Source organism: Umezawaea endophytica (assembly GCF_025061645.1).
In the GTDB taxonomy this organism is placed as follows: Bacteria; Actinomycetota; Actinomycetes; order Mycobacteriales; family Pseudonocardiaceae; genus Umezawaea; species Umezawaea endophytica.
The window spans coordinates 384,312-400,101 of record NZ_JANYMP010000004.1; the positions used below are offsets into that span (position 1 = coordinate 384,312).

A 15,790-nucleotide genomic window follows, 5' to 3' on the forward strand; every position below is an offset into this window, starting at 1 on the left:
ACTGACAAGGAGAAGTGAAGACATGGCAGTTCCTCGCTCGGCCGATCTCACGCAGTTCATGTCTGGAGTAGACCCGTCCGAAGTCGGCTTCAGTCAGGGTTTCGTCGTGTCGTGGAACCCTGACACCGGCGAGAACGTCATCAAAACCCGTGGAGCAACGTTCAACAATGTCTCTGTCATGGACAGCTCGGACATTGTCACCATTAGGGCAGGCAGTATTGTCGGACTGCTGCGTTGGAAGAACTCGTATTTTGTACTTGGTTCGATCGTCGCCCCTGGTTCGGACACGGTGGAGGCGCGCAGCGCTATCAGCTTCAGCACCGGCATCACCCCCGGCCCTCTCAACCAGAGTCAGGGCACGGGTACAAGTTCGGGTTACGTCGAGAGCGGCAATGACGTCACGTTCACGACATACAGCGGTCGATTCCTGATTATGTTGACCGCGCAGGTCGATCTCTCGGGGGCGCGGAGCGCGGCGAGGTTCAGCTACGCGGCATATGCTGACTTGGATGGAGCTAACATCGCAGCGTCCGATGCTCGGGCTGCGATGGTGCTCGACCCCGGTGCCGCGATGGGGATCCAACAGACGGTCGCCTACTCCAACACTCACAACGTGGGTGGCTACGCGCACATCACGGTCAAACCGGCTTTCAAGCTCACGGCTGGTCCGGCGTTCGCGGCGGCCGCGATCTGGACCAACCGGTCCGTGATCGTTCACCCGTTCTGATGGCGGACCCGATGAAGCGATTCGGGGTGACTTTTCCCGAGGTCATCCCGAGCGCCGTGATCAAGCCCGACCCGGAGCGTGATCGACGAGTCGTACGGCTTGTCACGCGGAAGGCACTGGACGCTGACGACTGCGCCGAGTTGTTGGCCATGCTCGGTCTCAACTCTCAGCCGGACCCTGAACCGCTGACGGGCACTGAGATGGACTCGACTGCCGATCGGGTAGCGATCAACCAACCAGCCGTTTCGACGTCCGGAAGGATGTCTGAGCAGCACCAGGGGGAGTCCGAGCATCAGCCGTCGACTGCTACCCCTGGACAGCCGGCAAACGCAGCACACCCGCACTCGGTGTGACCGGTGCGGGTTGCTGTGGAACTAGGTTCGGCCGGTAATCAGTCGTACAGCTCGACCTCGAACGTCACGCCTGCCGTGCTACCTCCCGTGGCGCTGATCAGCGTGCGGACTTCGTTCTCGGCATGATTCGCATTCTCGGCCCAGGTGGTGAACTCGAAGGCGTACGGCCCGACGGTGATCGTGACGATGTAGCGGTCAGTGGTGACGTCGTGAGCGTTGGTCATGATCATCACTCCCCGGCGCGCTTACTTCGCGGAACCGTTGATCAAGGCGAGCGCGTCGGTGATCAGCTTGCGCGCCCCGGCGAGCGTCTTCTCTTCAAGCGCGGCAGTCAGTGCCTCGACCACCTTCGCGTTCTTGGCTACACGGCCAGGCTTCACGTGCTTGACCGGCTTGACCTCGCCGCTGTCGATTCGGTCCAGCATTGCCGTGAGGGTGTCGACCTCGGTGGGGTGCGACTTGCTGTGCTCGGCGCGCCAGATGGCGGAAGCGGTCATCCCGGTCAGTTCCATCAGCACGGGACGGGTGAAACCGGCCGTCCGCGCACCCGCCAGGCGCTTTGCGATCTCCGCAGCAACAACCGGGTCGGTGTAGCGGTCCGACTTCTTCGGGGAGGTCTGGGAGACCTTCTCGACCTCCTTGGAGACCTCCGCGTCGGCCGTCTGGGTAGTTGGCTTGGCGGCAACCGGCTCGGCCGACTGTGCTTCCACGGGGGCAGTCGCGTCCGGCTCGACAATCACGGGGTTCGTAGGCTTGGACACTGCCTTGCGGGTGGTCGGTGCCTTGGCCTTCGCGTCAGGCTTGGCGATCGTTGCGGCAGTCATGATGCTCTCCTGGGTCTCACTCTTGGTGGTCACGGGGATTACTCCCCGTGACCAATCTATCCCAAGGTGTGAGACATGAATACTGCCAAGTGGGACGAACTCCGATCACTCTCGTGGTCGTCGCAGGTGCAGCCCGTTGCTCTGGTGTTCGTTGGATGTTCCGTTGGGCAGATGATCACGCAGCCGTTCAACGGGAAGCTGCTGACCAGAGCACTTGCGGTGGCCGACCCGTTCCTCAAGTCGGAGTTCGAGAAGCTGGGCGACGAGGTCGTGGAGTCCATGACCAAGGCGGTCGCGGGGCTGCCTTCGACGGCGGGTCCCGCCTAGCCGCCGTCCGGGTAGTGTTCGCGGGTGTGCGCCTCGCGCCCGTCGTCCGCGTCAGCCCTGCCCGTTCGGAGCCCGGTGACCGCGACCACGGCGCGCGGACGGCGGTGGACGTGGCAGGTGTGGAAGTGGAGGCGCGCGAGTGAGATCCGGGGCGGCGCGCGGGTACGAGGGCTACTACCACGAGACGGCCTTCTACGACTCCGACGAGGAGTTCCTGGCCCTCGTCGCACCGTTCGTGCTCGACGGCGTCGCCGCGGGGGAGCCGACCCTGGTCGCGTGCGGGGGCCTCAACGAGAAGCTGCTCCGCGCGGAGCTGGGCGGTTCCGCCACCGGGATCACCTACGTGGCCGCCGACGACCGGTACTCCCGGCCCACCAGCGCGATCAAGCGCTACCGCGAGGTGTTCGCCGAGCTCACCGCGGCGGGCGCCCGGCAGATCCGGGTGATCGGTGACGTCCCGCACCCCGGCGTCGGCGTGCCGTGGGACTGGTGGGCCCGCTACGAGGCGGTCGTGAACCAGGCGTTCGACGACTTCCCGCTGTGGGGCATGTGCCCGTACGACACCCGCACCACGCCCGCGGCCGTGCTCGCCGACGTCGCGCGCACGCACCCCCGCATCCTGACGGCCGAGGGCGACCACCGGGTGAACCCCCGGTACGAGGAGCCGTCGGGCTTCCTCACCACGCGGCCGAGACCGCTGCCGGACGCCCTGGAGTCGCGCTCGCCCGCGCTGGTGCTGCTCGACCCCGCGCCGGTCGACGTGCGCCGAGCCGTCCGCGAGGCCACTGCGGGCACCACCCTCACCGAGGACGAGGCCGACGACCTGGTCTTCGCCGCGAGCGAGGCCGTGACGAACGCCCTGAGCCACGGCCGCCCACCCGTCCGCTTCCGGCTGTGGGCCGACCGGGACCACGTCGTGCTGACCGTCACCGACCAGGGGCCCGGTCCGTCCGACCCGACGGTGGGCCTGCTGCCCACGACGAAGACGGTCACGGCGGGCCTCGGGCTGTGGCTCACCTACCAGACGTGCAGCTACGTCACGCTGGGGCGCGACGACGAGGGTTTCACCGTCCGCGTCGTCGCGGGCCCACCGCGGGTGGACCGCTAGGCCTGGCCGCCCGAGCGGTCGTCGTCGGGCTCCGAGGTCGCGAGGTCCGGTAAGTACACGATCCCGCCGTCGGGGGCGTCCGGGTAGTCCGCCGACATCGCGGTCACCCTGACCAGCACGACGTCGGGGTCCTCCGGCCAGCCGGTCCCCAGGTCACAGGCCTCGGTGGGGTCGTCCACGACCGCCGCGATGCCGAAGATCGAGACGCTGGCGTCCTCCGAGGTGAGCGTGACGGACACCTCGGGGACCGCCGCGATGTGGGCGACCTCGCGCGAGTCGCGCTCGATCACGAACCACAGGTCGCCGTCGGGGCCCACCGCCTGCCGCGCCATCGGCCTGCTGACGAGCCTGCCGACGGCGTCGACGGTGGTCAGCACACCGGCGCGGGCGTCGGTGGCCTTGCGGGTCTCTGCGGCCGTCCTGATCATGCCTTCTCCTCGTGGGTCGCGGATCGCTCACCCAGGGGGGTTCCCGTTCCGCGCGCTCCCCACGCCTACGCGACGTCCTCCTCCCGCGATGTCAGCCGGTTGGCCGGTCGGGGCAGGCCGTAGTGGTCGCGCAGGGTTGTGCCGGTGTACTCGGCGCGGAACAGCCCGCGAGCCCGCAGGACCGGGATGACGTGCTCGACGAACACCTCCAGCCCCGAGGGCAGCACGGCGGGCATGATGTTGAACCCGTCGGCGGCGCCCGCGGTGAACCAGCGCTCCACGGTGTCCGCGACCTGCTCCGGCGTGCCGGTGAACGTCTGGTGCCCCCGGCCGCCGCCCAGCCTGCCGATCAGCTCGCGCACGGTCAGCCGCTCGCGGCGGGCCAGTTCCACGATCAGCGTGTACCGGCTCTTGGACCCCTCGATCGCCTCCTCCGGCGGAAGGTCGGCCGGGAGTTGCCGGTCGAGGTCCAGGTGCTCGGACGGCACCTTCAGCAGGTGGGCGAGTTGCCGCTTGGCGTACTCGGGGACGATCAGCGCCTCCAGTTCGGCGTCGGCGGCCAGCGCCTCCGCCTCGGTCGAGCCGATCACCGGCACCAGCCCCGGCAGGATCTTCACCCCCTCGGCCGCGCGTCCCGCCTGCCCGGCCCGCCGCTTCAGGTCGGCGTAGAACGCCCGCGCCTCCTCCAGGGTCTGCTGCGCGGTGAACACGGCCTCCGCGTGCCGGGCGGCGAATTGCCGCCCGTCGGCCGACGACCCTGCCTGCACCAGCAGCGGGTAGCCCTGCGGGGAGCGCGGCACGTTGAGCGGCCCGCGCACGCGGAAGTGCTTGCCGACGTGGTCGACCACGTGCACGCGCGACGGTTCGGCGTGCACCCCGCGCTCCCGGTCGGCGACGACCGCGTCGTCCTCCCAGGAGTCCCACAGCTTCTTGGACACCTCGACGAACTCGGCGGCCCGCTCGTACCGCTCGATGTGCGGGGGCTGGTGCTCCAGCCCGAAGTTGCGGGCCGCGTCGTCGCCCGCGGTCGTGACGATGTTCCAGCCCGCCCGTCCGCCGCTGACGTGGTCGAGCGAGGAGAACCGCCTGGCGAGGTTGAACGGCGAGTTGTACGTGGTCGACGCCGTCGCGATCAGGCCGATCCGCTCGGTCGCCCGCGCCAGCGCGGTCAGCAGGACGGTCGGTTCGAGCCGTCCCGCCGGGCGGCGGCCGGGGTCGTTGAACTGCACCGGGCTGTCGGCCAGGAACAGCGAGTCGAACGTGCCCGCCTCGGCCAGCCGCGCGAGGCGTTCGTGGTACTCGATGTCGGTGTTGGCGGTCGGCGAGCTGCCCGGCAGCCGCCAGGACGCCTCGTGGTGGCCGGTGTCGTGCAGGAACAGGTTGAGGTGGAGTTGCCGGGTCACGGCGTGGCCCCTTCGGTGATGCCGAGCGCGAGGAGGAGCTGGTCGCGGTAGGACTGGAAACCCGGATCGCGGTGCGAGCGGGGAGCGGGCAGGGTGACGGCGACGTCCAGGCGGATGCGGCCGTCCTCCAGCACGACGACGCGGTCGGCCAGTTCCACGGCCTCGTCCACGTCGTGCGTGACGAGCAGGACCGCGGGCCGGTGCCGCGCGCACAGCTCGCGCAGCAGGCCGTGCATCCTGATGCGGGTCAACGCGTCGAGCGACCCGAAGGGCTCGTCGGCCAGCAGCACCTCGGGGTCGCGCACCAGGCAGCGGGCCAGCGCGACCCGCTGCTGCTCGCCGCCGGACAGCTCGCTGGGCCACGCGCGTTCCCGCCCCTCCAGGCCGACCTCGGCGAGCGCCTGCCGCCCGTGCTCACGGGCGTCGGAACCGCCGACGCCGAGCACCACGTTGTCCAGCACCCGCAGCCACGGCAGCAGCCGGGAGTCCTGGAACGCCACCGAGACCCGGTCCGGGACGTCCAGTTCGCCGGTGCCCGTCACGTCGTAGTCCAGCCCGGCGATGGCGCGCAGCAGCGTGCTCTTGCCCGAGCCGCTGCGGCCCAGCAGCGCCACGAACTCGCCGGGCGCGATGTCCAGGTCGAGCCCGTCCAGCACGGCCCGGTCGCCGAAGCGCCGCACCAGGTTCGCCACCCTCAGCCCGCGAGCGTTCGACGCCACGACAGCACCCTCCTCTCGAGGACGCGCAGCAGCGCGTCGGACACGAAGCCGAACAGGCCGTAGACGACGAGCCCGACGAGGATCACCTCGGTCTGGCCGTAGTTCTGCGCCTGGAACATCAGGTAGCCGATGCCGCTGGTCGCGTTGATCTGCTCCAGCACCACCAGCGCCAGCCACGAGCCCGTCACGCCGAGCCGCAGGCCGACGAAGAAACCGGGGAGCGCGCCGGGGAACACGACCTTGCGGACGAACTGCCGCCGGTTGAGCCCGACCACCTCGGCCAGTTCGACGTACCGGCTGTCGATGCCGGTCAGCGACGAGTAGGTCTGGATGTAGAGCGTGACGGCGACGCCGAGCGCGATCACCACGATCTTGAACGCCTCGCCGATGCCCAGCCACAGGATCAGCAGCGGGATCAGCCCGAGCGTCGGGATCGCGCGCTTGACCTGGACCGAGCCGTCGATCAGCGCCTCGCCGATCCGGCTCAGCCCGGCGGCGACGGCCAGCGACGTGCCGACGGACGCGCCGACCAGGAAACCGATCGCGGCCCTGCTCAACGAGGTCGCGATGCTGTCGGGGAGCGTGCCGTCCTCGGTGAGCCGCACGCCCGCCTCGACGACCGTCCACGGCGCGGACAGGATCCTCGGGTCGAGCAGCCCGGTCGCGGAGGCGGCGCTCCACAGGCCGATCAGCAGCAGCGGGCCGAGCACCCGGCCGAACGGGATCGGCTTTCCGAGGCCCAGCCTGCGCTTGCGGGTCCGGGTGGTGACGGGCGGGGACGTGGCCCGCGGCGGTGGTTCCAGCGTGCGCGTCATGCGGTGCTCCGGTACTCGGCGGGAACGGCGTCGGCGGCGACGGTCTCGAAGCGCCGGTCGAACAGGTCGGCCGCCTTGATCGGCGGGGTGAACCCGCCCTCGGCCAGCAGGTCGGCGGTCTCCTGCTCCCAGGCGATGGCCCGGTCCCAGTTCGCCGCGATCAGGGGCTTCTCGTTGGCCCGCACGATCCGCGCCCCGTCGGCCGTGGACACGGCCTGCTCCTTGACGTAGTAGGAGTCGATCCAGGCGTCGGGGTTCTCCCACGCCCACACCTGGCCCCTGGCCCAGAAGGGGATGAAGGCCCGGACGGCGGCGAGCTTCGCCTCGTCGGCGAGCACCGGGACCGGCGCCCACAGCACGGTCAGCAGGTCGACGGCGTTCATGTCGACGGCCCGCGCGCCGTCCTGCTCGTACTGCGACAGGTACTTCGTCAGCACCGGCTCGGCGAGCACGGCGACGTCGACCTGCTTGGCCTGCAACGCGGTCAGGAACTGCGGGCTGTTCAGCGGGACGAGTTGGACGTCGGTGTTCTTCAGCCCCAGCTCCTTCAGCGTGCGCAGCACGACCACGCCCTGCGCCTGACCCTGGGAGAACGCGATCCTCTTGCCCGCGAGGTCGGCGAGCGAGGTGATCGGCGACCCGGCGGCGGTGGCGAACTTGTAGATCGGCTTGTCCCGCACCGAGACGGCGACGATCCGCGCGTCGAACCGGATGGCGGCGGCCTGGATGGGCGGGATGCCCGCGTTGGTGGCGAGGTCGACGGAGTTGGCGCGGAACGCCTGGATGACGTCCGGTCCGGCCGCGATGTTCGGCCAGTCGGTGACCTGGAAGGGGAGTTTCGCGAGCTCGCCGGACGCCTCGAGTTGCTTGAGCGTGGTGCGGATGGAGATCGTCAGCCTGGTGCCCGGCGGGACGGTGGTGGGCAGCGGTCCGGTGCCGAGCGCGGCGGTGGGCGCCCCGCCCGCGGCGGCGCACCCCACCACGCCGAGCGCTCCCAGTCCCGCCAGTCCGGCGAGGAACGAGCGGCGGGCGACCGCGGTCATCAGTCGACCACCACGGCGTGGTCGGCCGTGAACGGCCTGCCCGCCACCAGGTCGGACTCGCGGCCGTCCGGCCCGACCGGCAGGTCGCCGATCAGGGTGACCCGGTGCAGCCGCCGCTCGACGTCCAGGTGGTCGAGGTCGCGCGGCGCGAGGTGCGCGGTGGCGCGGTTGTCCCAGAACGCGACGCTGCCCGGCTCCCAGCGGAAGCGCACGGTGTACTCGGGGCGGGTGATCTCGGCGTACAGCAGGTCGAGGACCGCCTTGCTCTCCTGCGGGGACACGTCGAGCAGGTGGCTGGTGAAGCCGGGGTTCACGAACAGGGCCCGCTCGCCGGTCTCCGGGTGGACGCGGACCACCGGGTGGTGCGCGACGAGCAGGTTGTCGTTGACGCGCTTGGCGTACGCGCTGCCGTCGTCCGCGGGCTTCTGGTCGCCGCCGTAGCGGTGCTCGGCGCGCAGACCGTCCACGAAGGACTTCACCGGCTGCGAAAGCCCTTGGTACGCCGCGACGAGGTTCGTCCAGGTGGTGTCGCCACCCTGTTCGGGCACGACCTCCGAACGCAGGATGGAGGCCGCGGGCGGGTTCACCGCCGCGGTGACGTCGGTGTGCCAGCCGGAGAAGTAGCTGTACCGGCGGCGCTTCACCTGGGACTTGAAGTCCTTGCCGTAGCGCTCCTCGTACCGCTTCGGGTCGATGGTGAAGATCTCCGGGAAGCCGGTCGGCGGCGCGTCGTCGTGCGGGTGGGCGTAGGTCAGCTCACCGAACTGGCGGCCGAACGCGATCTGGCTCGCGTGGTCGAGGTCCTGGTCGCGGAAGAAGATCACCTTGTGCGTCCGGAGAGCGGCCTTGAGCTGTTCCACGGTGGTGGCGTCCAGCGGGCGGGAAATGTCGACGCCGGAGATCTCGGCGCCGATGTGGCCCGCGACCGGGCGTGCGGAAAAAGCGGTCTTGGATTCCTGAAGGGACGTCATGATGGTCCTTTTCGGGTGCGTCGAATAGGCGCGACAATGCATCGCGCATCCAGGGCTTTGTGAATAAAAGGCCAGCTCAGTGCCGGTGTCTTCGACTTCTTTGTCTGGTCCTATCGTCTATCGACGCGTGCGGCCTGTCAATTTTGCGATTTCTGAAAATAACTCGTCGCGGGATTTCCGTGCAATTCGAGCGGTCGTTCGTAGACGTGGTGCAGCACGACGGCTCCCGCCGCCACGCTGAGCACGTCGGCGCCGAAGCTGGTCGTGACGACGGCCTGTTCCGGACCGTCGCGGCGCGACCGCTCGGCGACCACCTCGTGCAGGTCCGCGAGGCACTCCGGGAGGTGGATCGAGCCGAGTTCGGTCACGACGAGCACGTCCGGGTTGATCACGTCCAGCAGCAGTGCGGCGACCCGCCCGACCTGCCTCGCGCGCGTCCGGAACAGCTCGACGGCCCTGCGGTCACCCGCCACCGCGGCGTCCAGGAGGTCGGTCAGCACCGGCGCGGTGATGATCCCGGCGGCCGCCGCGCGTTCCGCGACGGACCGGTCGGAGACCTCCGCCTCCAGGCATCCCGTTCTGCCGCAAGGACATCGCCGGTCGCCGCCGTCCACCGGGAGGTGCGCGATGTCGCCAGCGGCCGACCGGGGCCCGTGGTGCACGGCGCCGCCGGTCGCGATGGCCGCGTCCACCACGTTGCCGACGAACAGGTGGACCAGGCTGGTCCGCGCCCGCGCGTCGCCGAACATCTGCTCGGCCCGCGCGAGCGCCCGCGAGTGGCTCTCCACGTGCACCGGCAGGCCGACCCGCGCGTGCAGCAGGTCGCGCGCGGCCACGTCGTGCCAGCCCAGTTGGCTGTGCCGCACGACCACGCCCGACGCCGGGTCGACCCAGCCGCCGATGGCCACGCCGACGCCGAGCGGCGTGCGCCCGTCCGCGTGCCGGGCCAGGAAGTCCGGGACCCGGTCGGCCGCCCTGGTGAGCACGGCGGTGGGACCGGTGCCCGCGTGCGGTTCCCGTTCCCGCGCCCGCACCCGGCCGCGCAGGTCGACCAGCGCCACCGTGGTGTGCGCGAAGGCGATGTGGACGCCGCACACCACGTGCTGGTCCACGTCGATGTCGACCGGGATGTGCGGTCGGCCGATCGTCGCCCGCGGGACGCGGTTGTCGACCTCGCGCAGCAGGCCGAGGCCCGCCAGTTCGGCGTACTGCCGCGTCACGGCGGCGGCGCTGAGCCCGGTGAGCCGCGCGATGGTGCTGCGCGCGACCGGGCCGTTGTCCAGCACCGAGCGCAGCACCGCCGCGGCGTTGGAGGTGCGGCGTCCGTCGCCGACGAGGACGCGGTGGGGGTTGTGCACGATGTCCCTCCCCGGTGGGGTCAGGCGGTCACTTCCCCAGTGAGCGCAACGAACCCGCGCTCGCGGAGGGCCTGTCCTCAGTGGACTGTCAGGCGGGCCGACCGGGCGCCGCACAGATCGCGCTCGCCTGTCGACGGAGGTCGACGTGACGGCGCGTGCTCAGCGCGGCTGCCTGGGACATGGCTCCGATGCTGGCACCCCGGCGAGGTCCGGCCAAGGGTCGGTGAGGTCGGCTCAGGATGTGGGACCGGTGAAAATGATGTGGAAGTCTGATCATATGTAGTAGGTCTGCTACATTTCGACGCACAGTGACGATGAAAGGGGACGCGATGGCGTTGGGGGGTGCGGAACCCGTCATCGACGTGCGCGGGTTGCGGATGAGCTACGGGGCGACCGCCGTGCTGCACGGCGTGGACGTCCGCGCGCACCGCGGCGAGGTGGTGGCGCTGCTGGGGCCGAACGGCGCGGGCAAGACCACGACCGTCGAGATCCTGGAGGGCTTCCGCAAGCCGTCGGCCGGTGAGGTCCGGGTGCTCGGCGTCGACCCGCTGACCGGTGACGAGGCCTGGCGGGCGCGCGTCGGCGTGGTGCTCCAGTCGTGGCGGGACCACGGCAGGTGGCGGGTCGCCGAACTGCTGGACCACTTCGCCCGCTTCTACCCGCCGTACCGCACGCCCTTCGCCGTCGACGAGCTGCTGGAGCTGGTCGGGCTGACCGGGCAGGCGCGGACGGTCGTCGGCACGCTGTCCGGCGGGCAGCGGCGCAGGCTGGACGTGGCGGTCGGCGTCGTCGGACGGCCGGAGGTGCTGTTCCTGGACGAGCCGACCACCGGGTTCGACCCCGAGGCGCGGCAGGCGTTCCACGACCTCGTGCACCGGCTGACCGACCTGGACGACACGGCGATCCTGCTGACCACGCACGACCTGGACGAGGCCGAGAAGCTGGCCGACCGCATTGTGCTACTGGTCGGAGGCGAGGTCGTCGCCGAGGGCAGCGCGCCCGAGCTGACCCGGCGGATCGCGAGCCGCGACGAGGTCCGGTACAGCCTCGACGGCGAGTTCTTCGTGCACGCCACCGAGGACGCGACCGGCTTCGTGCGGGAGCTGTTCGAGCAGCACGACAAGGCGATCGGCGACCTGGAGGTGCGCCGGGCGAGCCTGGAGGACGTGTACATGACCATGGTGCGGAAGCAGGAGGCGCGGCCGTGAGCGCTCGCGGGGTGGCGGTCCGGGTCGGGCTGGGCCGCGGTTGGACGGAGTTCCGCCAGCGGGCGCTCGACGTCGGCGGACTGGTGGGGGAGTTGTGGCCGTGGGTCATCGGCGCGTTCGCGCTGCACGCGCTGAGCGGCCGGACCATGGGCGACACCGCCCTGGACGTCGGCTTGCAGGGGATTCCGGGCCTCCTGGCCGTGAGCGTCGTCTACACCGGGCTGCTCGGCCTGTCCCTCGCTCTGGTCACCGACCAGTCGGACGGCACGCTGCTGCGGATGAAGGCCGTGCCCAACGGGACGATCGGCTACCTCGTCGGCACGGTGCTCGGCCGCGCCGTGCTCTGCGTCGAGACCGCGCTGATCCTGCTGGTGCTGTCGGCGTGGCTGTTCGAGGACGTCCAGGTGGGCCGCGTGGTGACGTGGCTCTTCCTGCCGGGGGTGCTCGTGCTCGGGCTGCTCGCGATCCTGCCGCTCGGCGTGGTCGTCGGCGCGGCGTTCCGCAGCCGGGCGAGCCTGGGTCTGGTCACGTTGCCCGTCATGGGCCTGCTGGCGATCTCCGGGGTGTTCTACCCGCTGGCCTCGCTGCCCCGGTTCCTCCAGTGGGTCGGCGAGCTGTTCCCGGTGTACTGGCTGGGCCTGGGGCTGCGGTGGGCGCTGCTGCCGAGCCAGGCGGTCCTCGCCGAGGTCGACGGCTCGTGGCGGCACCTGGAGATGGTCGGAGTGCTCGGGGCGTGGGCGGTCGTCGGCCTCGTCGCGGCGCCCGTCATGCTGCGTCGCATGGCACGGAGGGAACCCGGCTCGACCGTGCGACCGGACGCCGCGGGACAGGGGTGACGATGAGCGAGACGATCCACAACCGGATCGCCATGCTGCGCGCGGAGCGCGGGATCTCCCGCCGCGACCTCGCCGAGGCGCTGGGCGTGCACTACCAGACCGTCGGCTACCTCGAACGCGGCGAGTACAGCCCCAGCCTGTTCCTCGCGCTGCGCATCGCGGAGCACTTCGAGGTGCCGATGGAGGTCGTGTTCTCCACGAAACCGTTCCCGCGGCTCGGCAGCCAACCGGGTGAGGTGTCCTGAACACCGCATTTGCCCGACCCGATCACCAGCTTCGCCGGCACTCTGGGGTGACCATCCAGACAGGGGGAAGCGATGGTGTTCGACCACGCGCGGTGGCAGGCCAGGCTCGACGAACTGGTCCACGACCACCGGGTTCCGGGTGCGGTGCTGGCGGTGCTGGCCGAGGGGGAGGTCCACGAGTTCGCGACCGGTGTGCTGCACCGCGGCACGGGGGTGGCGACGACGGTCGACTCGCTGTTCCAGATCGGCTCGATCAGCAAGGTGTACACGGCGACGCTGGTGGCCCAGCTCGTCGAAGCGGGTGAGCTGGAGCTGGACGCGACCGTGGTGTCCGTGCTGCCGGAGTTCGCGGTGGCCGACGCGGAGGCGACGAAGTCGGTGACGGTGCGGCAGCTCCTGAACCACACCAGCGGCATCGACGGGGACTTCTTCCACGACACCGGCCGGGGTGACGACTGCGTGGCGAAGTACGTGGAGGCGTGCGCCGGGCTGCCGCAGAACCACGCGCCGGGCGCCACGATGTCGTACTGCAACAGCGGGTTCAAGATCCTCGGCCGGATCGTTGAGGTCGTCACCGGGCGGGTGTGGGACACCGCGCTGCGCGAGCGGATCGTCGAGCCGCTGGGGTTGACGCGCACGGTGACGCTGCCGGAGGAGGTGCTGCGGTTCCGCGCGGCGATGGGGCACACCGGTGGACCGGGGGTCGACCCGGAACCGGCTCCGGTGTGGAGCCTCCCGCGCTCGATCGGACCCGCGGGCGGCATCGTCGCGAGCGCCGCGGACGTCGTCCGGTTCGCCCGTGCGCACCTGGACGGCGGTCTCGCGCAGGACGGCACGCGGGTGCTGCGGGCCGAGACCGTCGCGGCCATGACGCGCCCCGAGGTCGAGGTGCCCAACCGGTGGCGCGGACCGAGCCACTGGGGGCTGGGGTGGGAGCTGTTCGACTGGCCGGGCGGTCCGGTGTTCGGCCACAGCGGCGCGACGATCGGGCAGTACTCGTACCTGACGGTGGTTCCGGGAGCCGGGGTGGTGATCGTGCTGCTGACCAACGGCGGCGAGGTCGACGGGCTGCACGGGACGCTCACCCACGAGCTGCTGGCCGAGCTGGCGGGCGTGGGGATGGCGCACTTCGCGCCGCCGTCCGACCCGCCGGAGGTCGACTTCGCCCGGCACCTCGGCGCCTACCGCAGCGAGGGGATCGACTTCGAGCTGACCGACCGCGACGGCGCGCTGCACATGAGCTACCGGTGGCGCGGCGAGACGGCGGACCTCGTCCAGCCGCGGGAACTCGACTTCGTGGCGGTGACGGACACCCTGTTCGGCGGTCGTGCCGACGAGCGCGAGCAGTGGCTGCCGCTGGTGTTCTACCCGGTCGGCGACACCGCTTACCTGCACTTCGCGCTGCGGGCGGTGCCGAAGGTCGGCTGAGCGCGCCCGTCCGCCGGGTGGCGCCACCCGGCGTGGAGGCCGCGTCCGGCGGATGATCCGGATTCCACCCCGCGTCGCGCAGGAGGCCACGATGACCCCGCACCACGAGGCCACCGTGGTCGACGCGCACAACGACCTGCTGATGCTGGTCGTGCGCCGCCCCCGCGCGGTGTGGGCGACCTACTTCCGCGACCACTGGTACCCGCAGTTGCGCGAGGGCGGCGTCGACGTGCAGGTGCTGCCGGTGTTCATCGACGCGGAGTTCCGGCCCGAGGGAGCGCTGCGCGAGACGCTGCGGATGGTCGAGGCGGCCCACCGGATCGCGGAGGCGAACGCCGACGTCGTCGCCCTCTGCCGCGACGGCGCGGAGATCGACGCGGCGCTGGCGTCCGGGCGGATCGCGCTCGTCCTGGCGCTGGAGGGCTGCCCGCAGGTCGACGACGACCTGGAACTCCTGCACACCCTGTCCCGGCTGGGCGTGCGGGTCGTGTCGTTCACGCACTTCGGCCGGTCGATGCTCGCCGACGGCTCCGCCGAGGACGCCACCGGCGGCAGGCTGACCCGCGCGGGCGTCGAGGCGGTCGGCCTCCTCGAAGCGCTGGACGTCCTGGTGGACGTGTCGCACCTGAGCCGTTCCGGCGTCGACCACGTGCTGGAGCTGGCGACCAGGCCGGTGATCGCGACGCACTCGTCGGCGCACGCCGTGCACCGGCACCACCGCAACCTCGTCGACGACCACCTGCGCGGTGTCGCGGCCACCGGCGGCGTCGTGTGCGTGACCTTCTTCGCGGGGTTCCTCACCGACGACAAGCCGACCCTGGACCACCTGGTGGACCACGTCGCCCACGTCGTGGCGGTCGCCGGGGAGGACCACGTCGGGCTGGGCAGCGACTTCATGTCCGAGGTGATCGACGAGAAGGTCCCGGCGTGCGACCGGCCGCTGGTCGTCGAGGGCGTCGACGCGGAGATCGCGATCCCCGGCCTCGAAGGGCCCGCCGGCCTGCCGCTCGTCACCGACGCCCTGCTCCGCCGCGGCTTCCCGGAGCCGCTGGTGCGCAAGGTGCTGGGCGCCAACGTCCTGCGCGTCCTGGGAGCGGGACCCCGGCGTCCCAGGGGGCCGGGATCGGGGTCGGGTGGGGGAATTGCCCTGAGCTGAGCGGCGCGCGCCGGTGCCAGGGTTCCGGTATGAAGTTCGCCGGAGCCAGCCTCCTCGCCCTGCCCGTCTGCTTCACCGCCTACGGCGTCATCCGCTTCGTCGGCAGGCTGGACGGCCGCTACGGGCCCGGCCTGGACTGGCAGGCCGCTCACCTGGTGAACCTGGTCGGCCTGCTGCTGTTCGTGCTGGCGCTGCTCGCCCTGCGCCGGGCGATGCCGCGCACGACCGCCCGTGAGGTGGCGGTCGTCGCGACGCTCCTCGGCGTGGCCACGACGGTGGTGCAGTTCGTGGTCGACGTCCTCGCGGGCCTGGTCGCCGCCGACCGGGCCGGGATGACCGAGTTCACCAGGGCCTTCACCGGGGTCCCCGGCGTCCGGCCGGTCTTCTACGTGGTGGGCCCGCCGCTGCTCTACGTCGGCCTGCTGGCACTGACGGTCCTGCTGGTCCGCGCCGGGACGCTCGCCTGGTGGAGCCCGGCGCTGGTGCTGGTCGGCTCCGGGCTCACGATCGTCTCCCTCGACCTGATCCCGGTCGCCGGGCTGTGCCTGCTCGCCGCGCTGACCCCGCTCGGCAGGCTCCTCGGCCGGACCGAGGTCCCCGTCCGCGGCGCCCACGCCCGCCGGGTCGGCGGCCTGCCCTACTGACCGCGGGGCTTGTTCGGAAACCCGCAGGCAGTGGACACGATGGGGACCACCCGACCGGGCCTTTGTCGCTATCGCACAAACCGGGCGATCCGGGGCACACTCCCTCGACGATCGCGGTTCCCGCTGTGGCGAGCGGGCGAACCGAGCGCGGCCGAGATCACACCAGCATTCTCCTAGGGGTTGCCGAAGGGGCCCGC

General features: G+C 71.0%; 19 protein-coding genes. 9 read left to right on the plus strand and 10 right to left on the minus strand.

The window, feature by feature from the left end; translation table 11 throughout:
- Positions 1-22: 22 nt before the first annotated feature.
- Positions 23-727 carry a hypothetical protein gene (locus NZH93_RS11645; RefSeq protein ID WP_259623007.1) on the plus strand — a complete coding sequence of 235 codons (705 nt, stop codon included), beginning with the start codon at positions 23-25 and terminating at the stop codon, positions 725-727.
- A 391-nt stretch (positions 728-1,118) separates the two neighbouring features.
- On the opposite strand, the gene NZH93_RS11650 is transcribed toward NZH93_RS11645, so the two are convergent.
- A complete protein-coding gene (locus tag NZH93_RS11650) occupies positions 1,119-1,304 on the minus strand; it encodes a hypothetical protein (RefSeq protein WP_259623008.1) in 186 nt (61 codons plus the stop codon).
- A gap of 21 nt (positions 1,305-1,325) precedes the next feature.
- Complete coding sequence (locus NZH93_RS11655; protein ID WP_259623009.1) at positions 1,326-1,937, minus strand: hypothetical protein; 612 nt, start codon at positions 1,935-1,937, stop codon at positions 1,326-1,328.
- Between the two features lie 138 nt (positions 1,938-2,075).
- On the opposite strand from NZH93_RS11655, the gene NZH93_RS11660 reads away from it, so the two are divergent.
- Both NZH93_RS11660 and NZH93_RS11665 read left to right on the plus strand, forming a co-directional pair.
- Positions 2,076-2,231, plus strand: a complete 156-nt coding sequence (locus NZH93_RS11660) for a hypothetical protein (protein WP_259623010.1) — start codon at positions 2,076-2,078, stop codon at positions 2,229-2,231.
- A gap of 139 nt (positions 2,232-2,370) precedes the next feature.
- Positions 2,371-3,339: an anti-sigma factor RsbA family regulatory protein gene (locus NZH93_RS11665; RefSeq protein WP_259623011.1), complete on the plus strand. Its 969-nt coding sequence runs from the start codon at positions 2,371-2,373 to the stop codon at positions 3,337-3,339.
- On the opposite strand, the gene NZH93_RS11670 is transcribed toward NZH93_RS11665, so the two are convergent.
- From NZH93_RS11670 to NZH93_RS51215, 8 genes are all read right to left on the minus strand, one after another.
- Entirely contained in the window at positions 3,336-3,767 is a 432-nt protein-coding gene (locus NZH93_RS11670) for a pyridoxamine 5'-phosphate oxidase family protein (protein WP_259623012.1), read from the minus strand. The genes NZH93_RS11665 and NZH93_RS11670 overlap by 4 nt on opposite strands.
- A 65-nt stretch (positions 3,768-3,832) precedes the next feature.
- Complete coding sequence (locus tag NZH93_RS11675; RefSeq protein WP_259623013.1) at positions 3,833-5,170, minus strand: LLM class flavin-dependent oxidoreductase; 1,338 nt, start codon at positions 5,168-5,170, stop codon at positions 3,833-3,835.
- Positions 5,167-5,889 (minus strand): ABC transporter ATP-binding protein, encoded by a 723-nt coding sequence (locus NZH93_RS11680; protein ID WP_259623014.1) that lies wholly within the window; start codon positions 5,887-5,889, stop codon positions 5,167-5,169. Before NZH93_RS11680 ends, NZH93_RS11675 begins: the two co-directional genes overlap by 4 nt.
- Positions 5,865-6,704 (minus strand): ABC transporter permease, encoded by an 840-nt coding sequence (locus tag NZH93_RS11685; RefSeq protein WP_259623015.1) that lies wholly within the window; start codon positions 6,702-6,704, stop codon positions 5,865-5,867. The genes NZH93_RS11680 and NZH93_RS11685 overlap by 25 nt, the downstream gene beginning before the upstream one ends.
- Positions 6,701-7,747, minus strand: a complete 1,047-nt coding sequence (locus NZH93_RS11690; RefSeq protein ID WP_259623016.1) for an ABC transporter substrate-binding protein — start codon at positions 7,745-7,747, stop codon at positions 6,701-6,703. The genes NZH93_RS11685 and NZH93_RS11690 overlap by 4 nt, the downstream gene beginning before the upstream one ends.
- A complete protein-coding gene (locus NZH93_RS11695) occupies positions 7,747-8,718 on the minus strand; it encodes a TauD/TfdA dioxygenase family protein (protein ID WP_259623017.1) in 972 nt (323 codons plus the stop codon). The genes NZH93_RS11690 and NZH93_RS11695 overlap by 1 nt, the downstream gene beginning before the upstream one ends.
- A gap of 137 nt (positions 8,719-8,855) precedes the next feature.
- Entirely contained in the window at positions 8,856-10,076 is a 1,221-nt protein-coding gene (locus NZH93_RS11700; protein WP_259623018.1) for an ROK family protein, read from the minus strand.
- 88 nt (positions 10,077-10,164) lie between these two features.
- Positions 10,165-10,434 (minus strand): putative leader peptide, encoded by a 270-nt coding sequence (locus tag NZH93_RS51215; RefSeq protein WP_372506610.1) that lies wholly within the window; start codon positions 10,432-10,434, stop codon positions 10,165-10,167.
- Between NZH93_RS51215 and NZH93_RS11705 the strand changes: the two genes are divergently transcribed.
- From NZH93_RS11705 to NZH93_RS11730, 6 genes are all read left to right on the plus strand, one after another.
- Entirely contained in the window at positions 10,406-11,284 is an 879-nt protein-coding gene (locus tag NZH93_RS11705) for an ABC transporter ATP-binding protein (protein WP_259623019.1), read from the plus strand. The two genes, NZH93_RS51215 and NZH93_RS11705, sit on opposite strands and share 29 nt — an antisense overlap.
- The gene (locus NZH93_RS11710) at positions 11,281-12,120 is read left to right on the plus strand and encodes an ABC transporter permease (RefSeq protein WP_259623020.1); all 840 of its coding nucleotides are present in this window, start codon (positions 11,281-11,283) and stop codon (positions 12,118-12,120) included. Before NZH93_RS11705 ends, NZH93_RS11710 begins: the two co-directional genes overlap by 4 nt.
- Positions 12,121-12,122: 2 nt before the next feature.
- Positions 12,123-12,365 carry a helix-turn-helix transcriptional regulator gene (locus NZH93_RS11715; RefSeq protein WP_259623021.1) on the plus strand — a complete coding sequence of 81 codons (243 nt, stop codon included), beginning with the start codon at positions 12,123-12,125 and terminating at the stop codon, positions 12,363-12,365.
- 72 nt (positions 12,366-12,437) lie between these two features.
- Complete coding sequence (locus NZH93_RS11720; RefSeq protein ID WP_259623022.1) at positions 12,438-13,793, plus strand: serine hydrolase domain-containing protein; 1,356 nt, start codon at positions 12,438-12,440, stop codon at positions 13,791-13,793.
- Positions 13,794-13,884: 91 nt separating this feature from the next.
- On the plus strand, positions 13,885-14,949 hold the full coding sequence (locus NZH93_RS11725) for a dipeptidase (protein ID WP_259623023.1): 1,065 nt from the start codon (positions 13,885-13,887) through the stop codon (positions 14,947-14,949).
- Between the two features lie 29 nt (positions 14,950-14,978).
- The gene (locus tag NZH93_RS11730; RefSeq protein WP_259623024.1) at positions 14,979-15,593 is read left to right on the plus strand and encodes a hypothetical protein; all 615 of its coding nucleotides are present in this window, start codon (positions 14,979-14,981) and stop codon (positions 15,591-15,593) included.
- Positions 15,594-15,790 lie beyond the last annotated feature (197 nt).

Bases quoted from the DNA above. Each gene is read 5' to 3' on its own strand.
- NZH93_RS11670 (WP_259623012.1), bottom strand. From the start codon at position 3,767: ATGATCAGGACGGCCGCAGAGACCCGCAAGGCCACCGACGCCCGCGCC.
- NZH93_RS11645 (WP_259623007.1), top strand. From the start codon at position 23: ATGGCAGTTCCTCGCTCGGCCGATCTCACGCAGTTCATGTCTGGAGTA.
- NZH93_RS11715 (WP_259623021.1), top strand. From the start codon at position 12,123: ATGAGCGAGACGATCCACAACCGGATCGCCATGCTGCGCGCGGAGCGC.
- NZH93_RS11685 (WP_259623015.1), bottom strand. From the start codon at position 6,704: ATGACGCGCACGCTGGAACCACCGCCGCGGGCCACGTCCCCGCCCGTC.
- NZH93_RS11725 (WP_259623023.1), top strand. From the start codon at position 13,885: ATGACCCCGCACCACGAGGCCACCGTGGTCGACGCGCACAACGACCTG.
- NZH93_RS11730 (WP_259623024.1), top strand. From the start codon at position 14,979: ATGAAGTTCGCCGGAGCCAGCCTCCTCGCCCTGCCCGTCTGCTTCACC.
- NZH93_RS11650 (WP_259623008.1), bottom strand. From the start codon at position 1,304: ATGACCAACGCTCACGACGTCACCACTGACCGCTACATCGTCACGATC.
- NZH93_RS11720 (WP_259623022.1), top strand. From the start codon at position 12,438: ATGGTGTTCGACCACGCGCGGTGGCAGGCCAGGCTCGACGAACTGGTC.
- NZH93_RS51215 (WP_372506610.1), bottom strand. From the start codon at position 10,434: ATGACGGGTTCCGCACCCCCCAACGCCATCGCGTCCCCTTTCATCGTC.
- NZH93_RS11690 (WP_259623016.1), bottom strand. From the start codon at position 7,747: ATGACCGCGGTCGCCCGCCGCTCGTTCCTCGCCGGACTGGCGGGACTG.
- NZH93_RS11695 (WP_259623017.1), bottom strand. From the start codon at position 8,718: ATGACGTCCCTTCAGGAATCCAAGACCGCTTTTTCCGCACGCCCGGTC.
- NZH93_RS11705 (WP_259623019.1), top strand. From the start codon at position 10,406: ATGGCGTTGGGGGGTGCGGAACCCGTCATCGACGTGCGCGGGTTGCGG.
- NZH93_RS11660 (WP_259623010.1), top strand. From the start codon at position 2,076: ATGATCACGCAGCCGTTCAACGGGAAGCTGCTGACCAGAGCACTTGCG.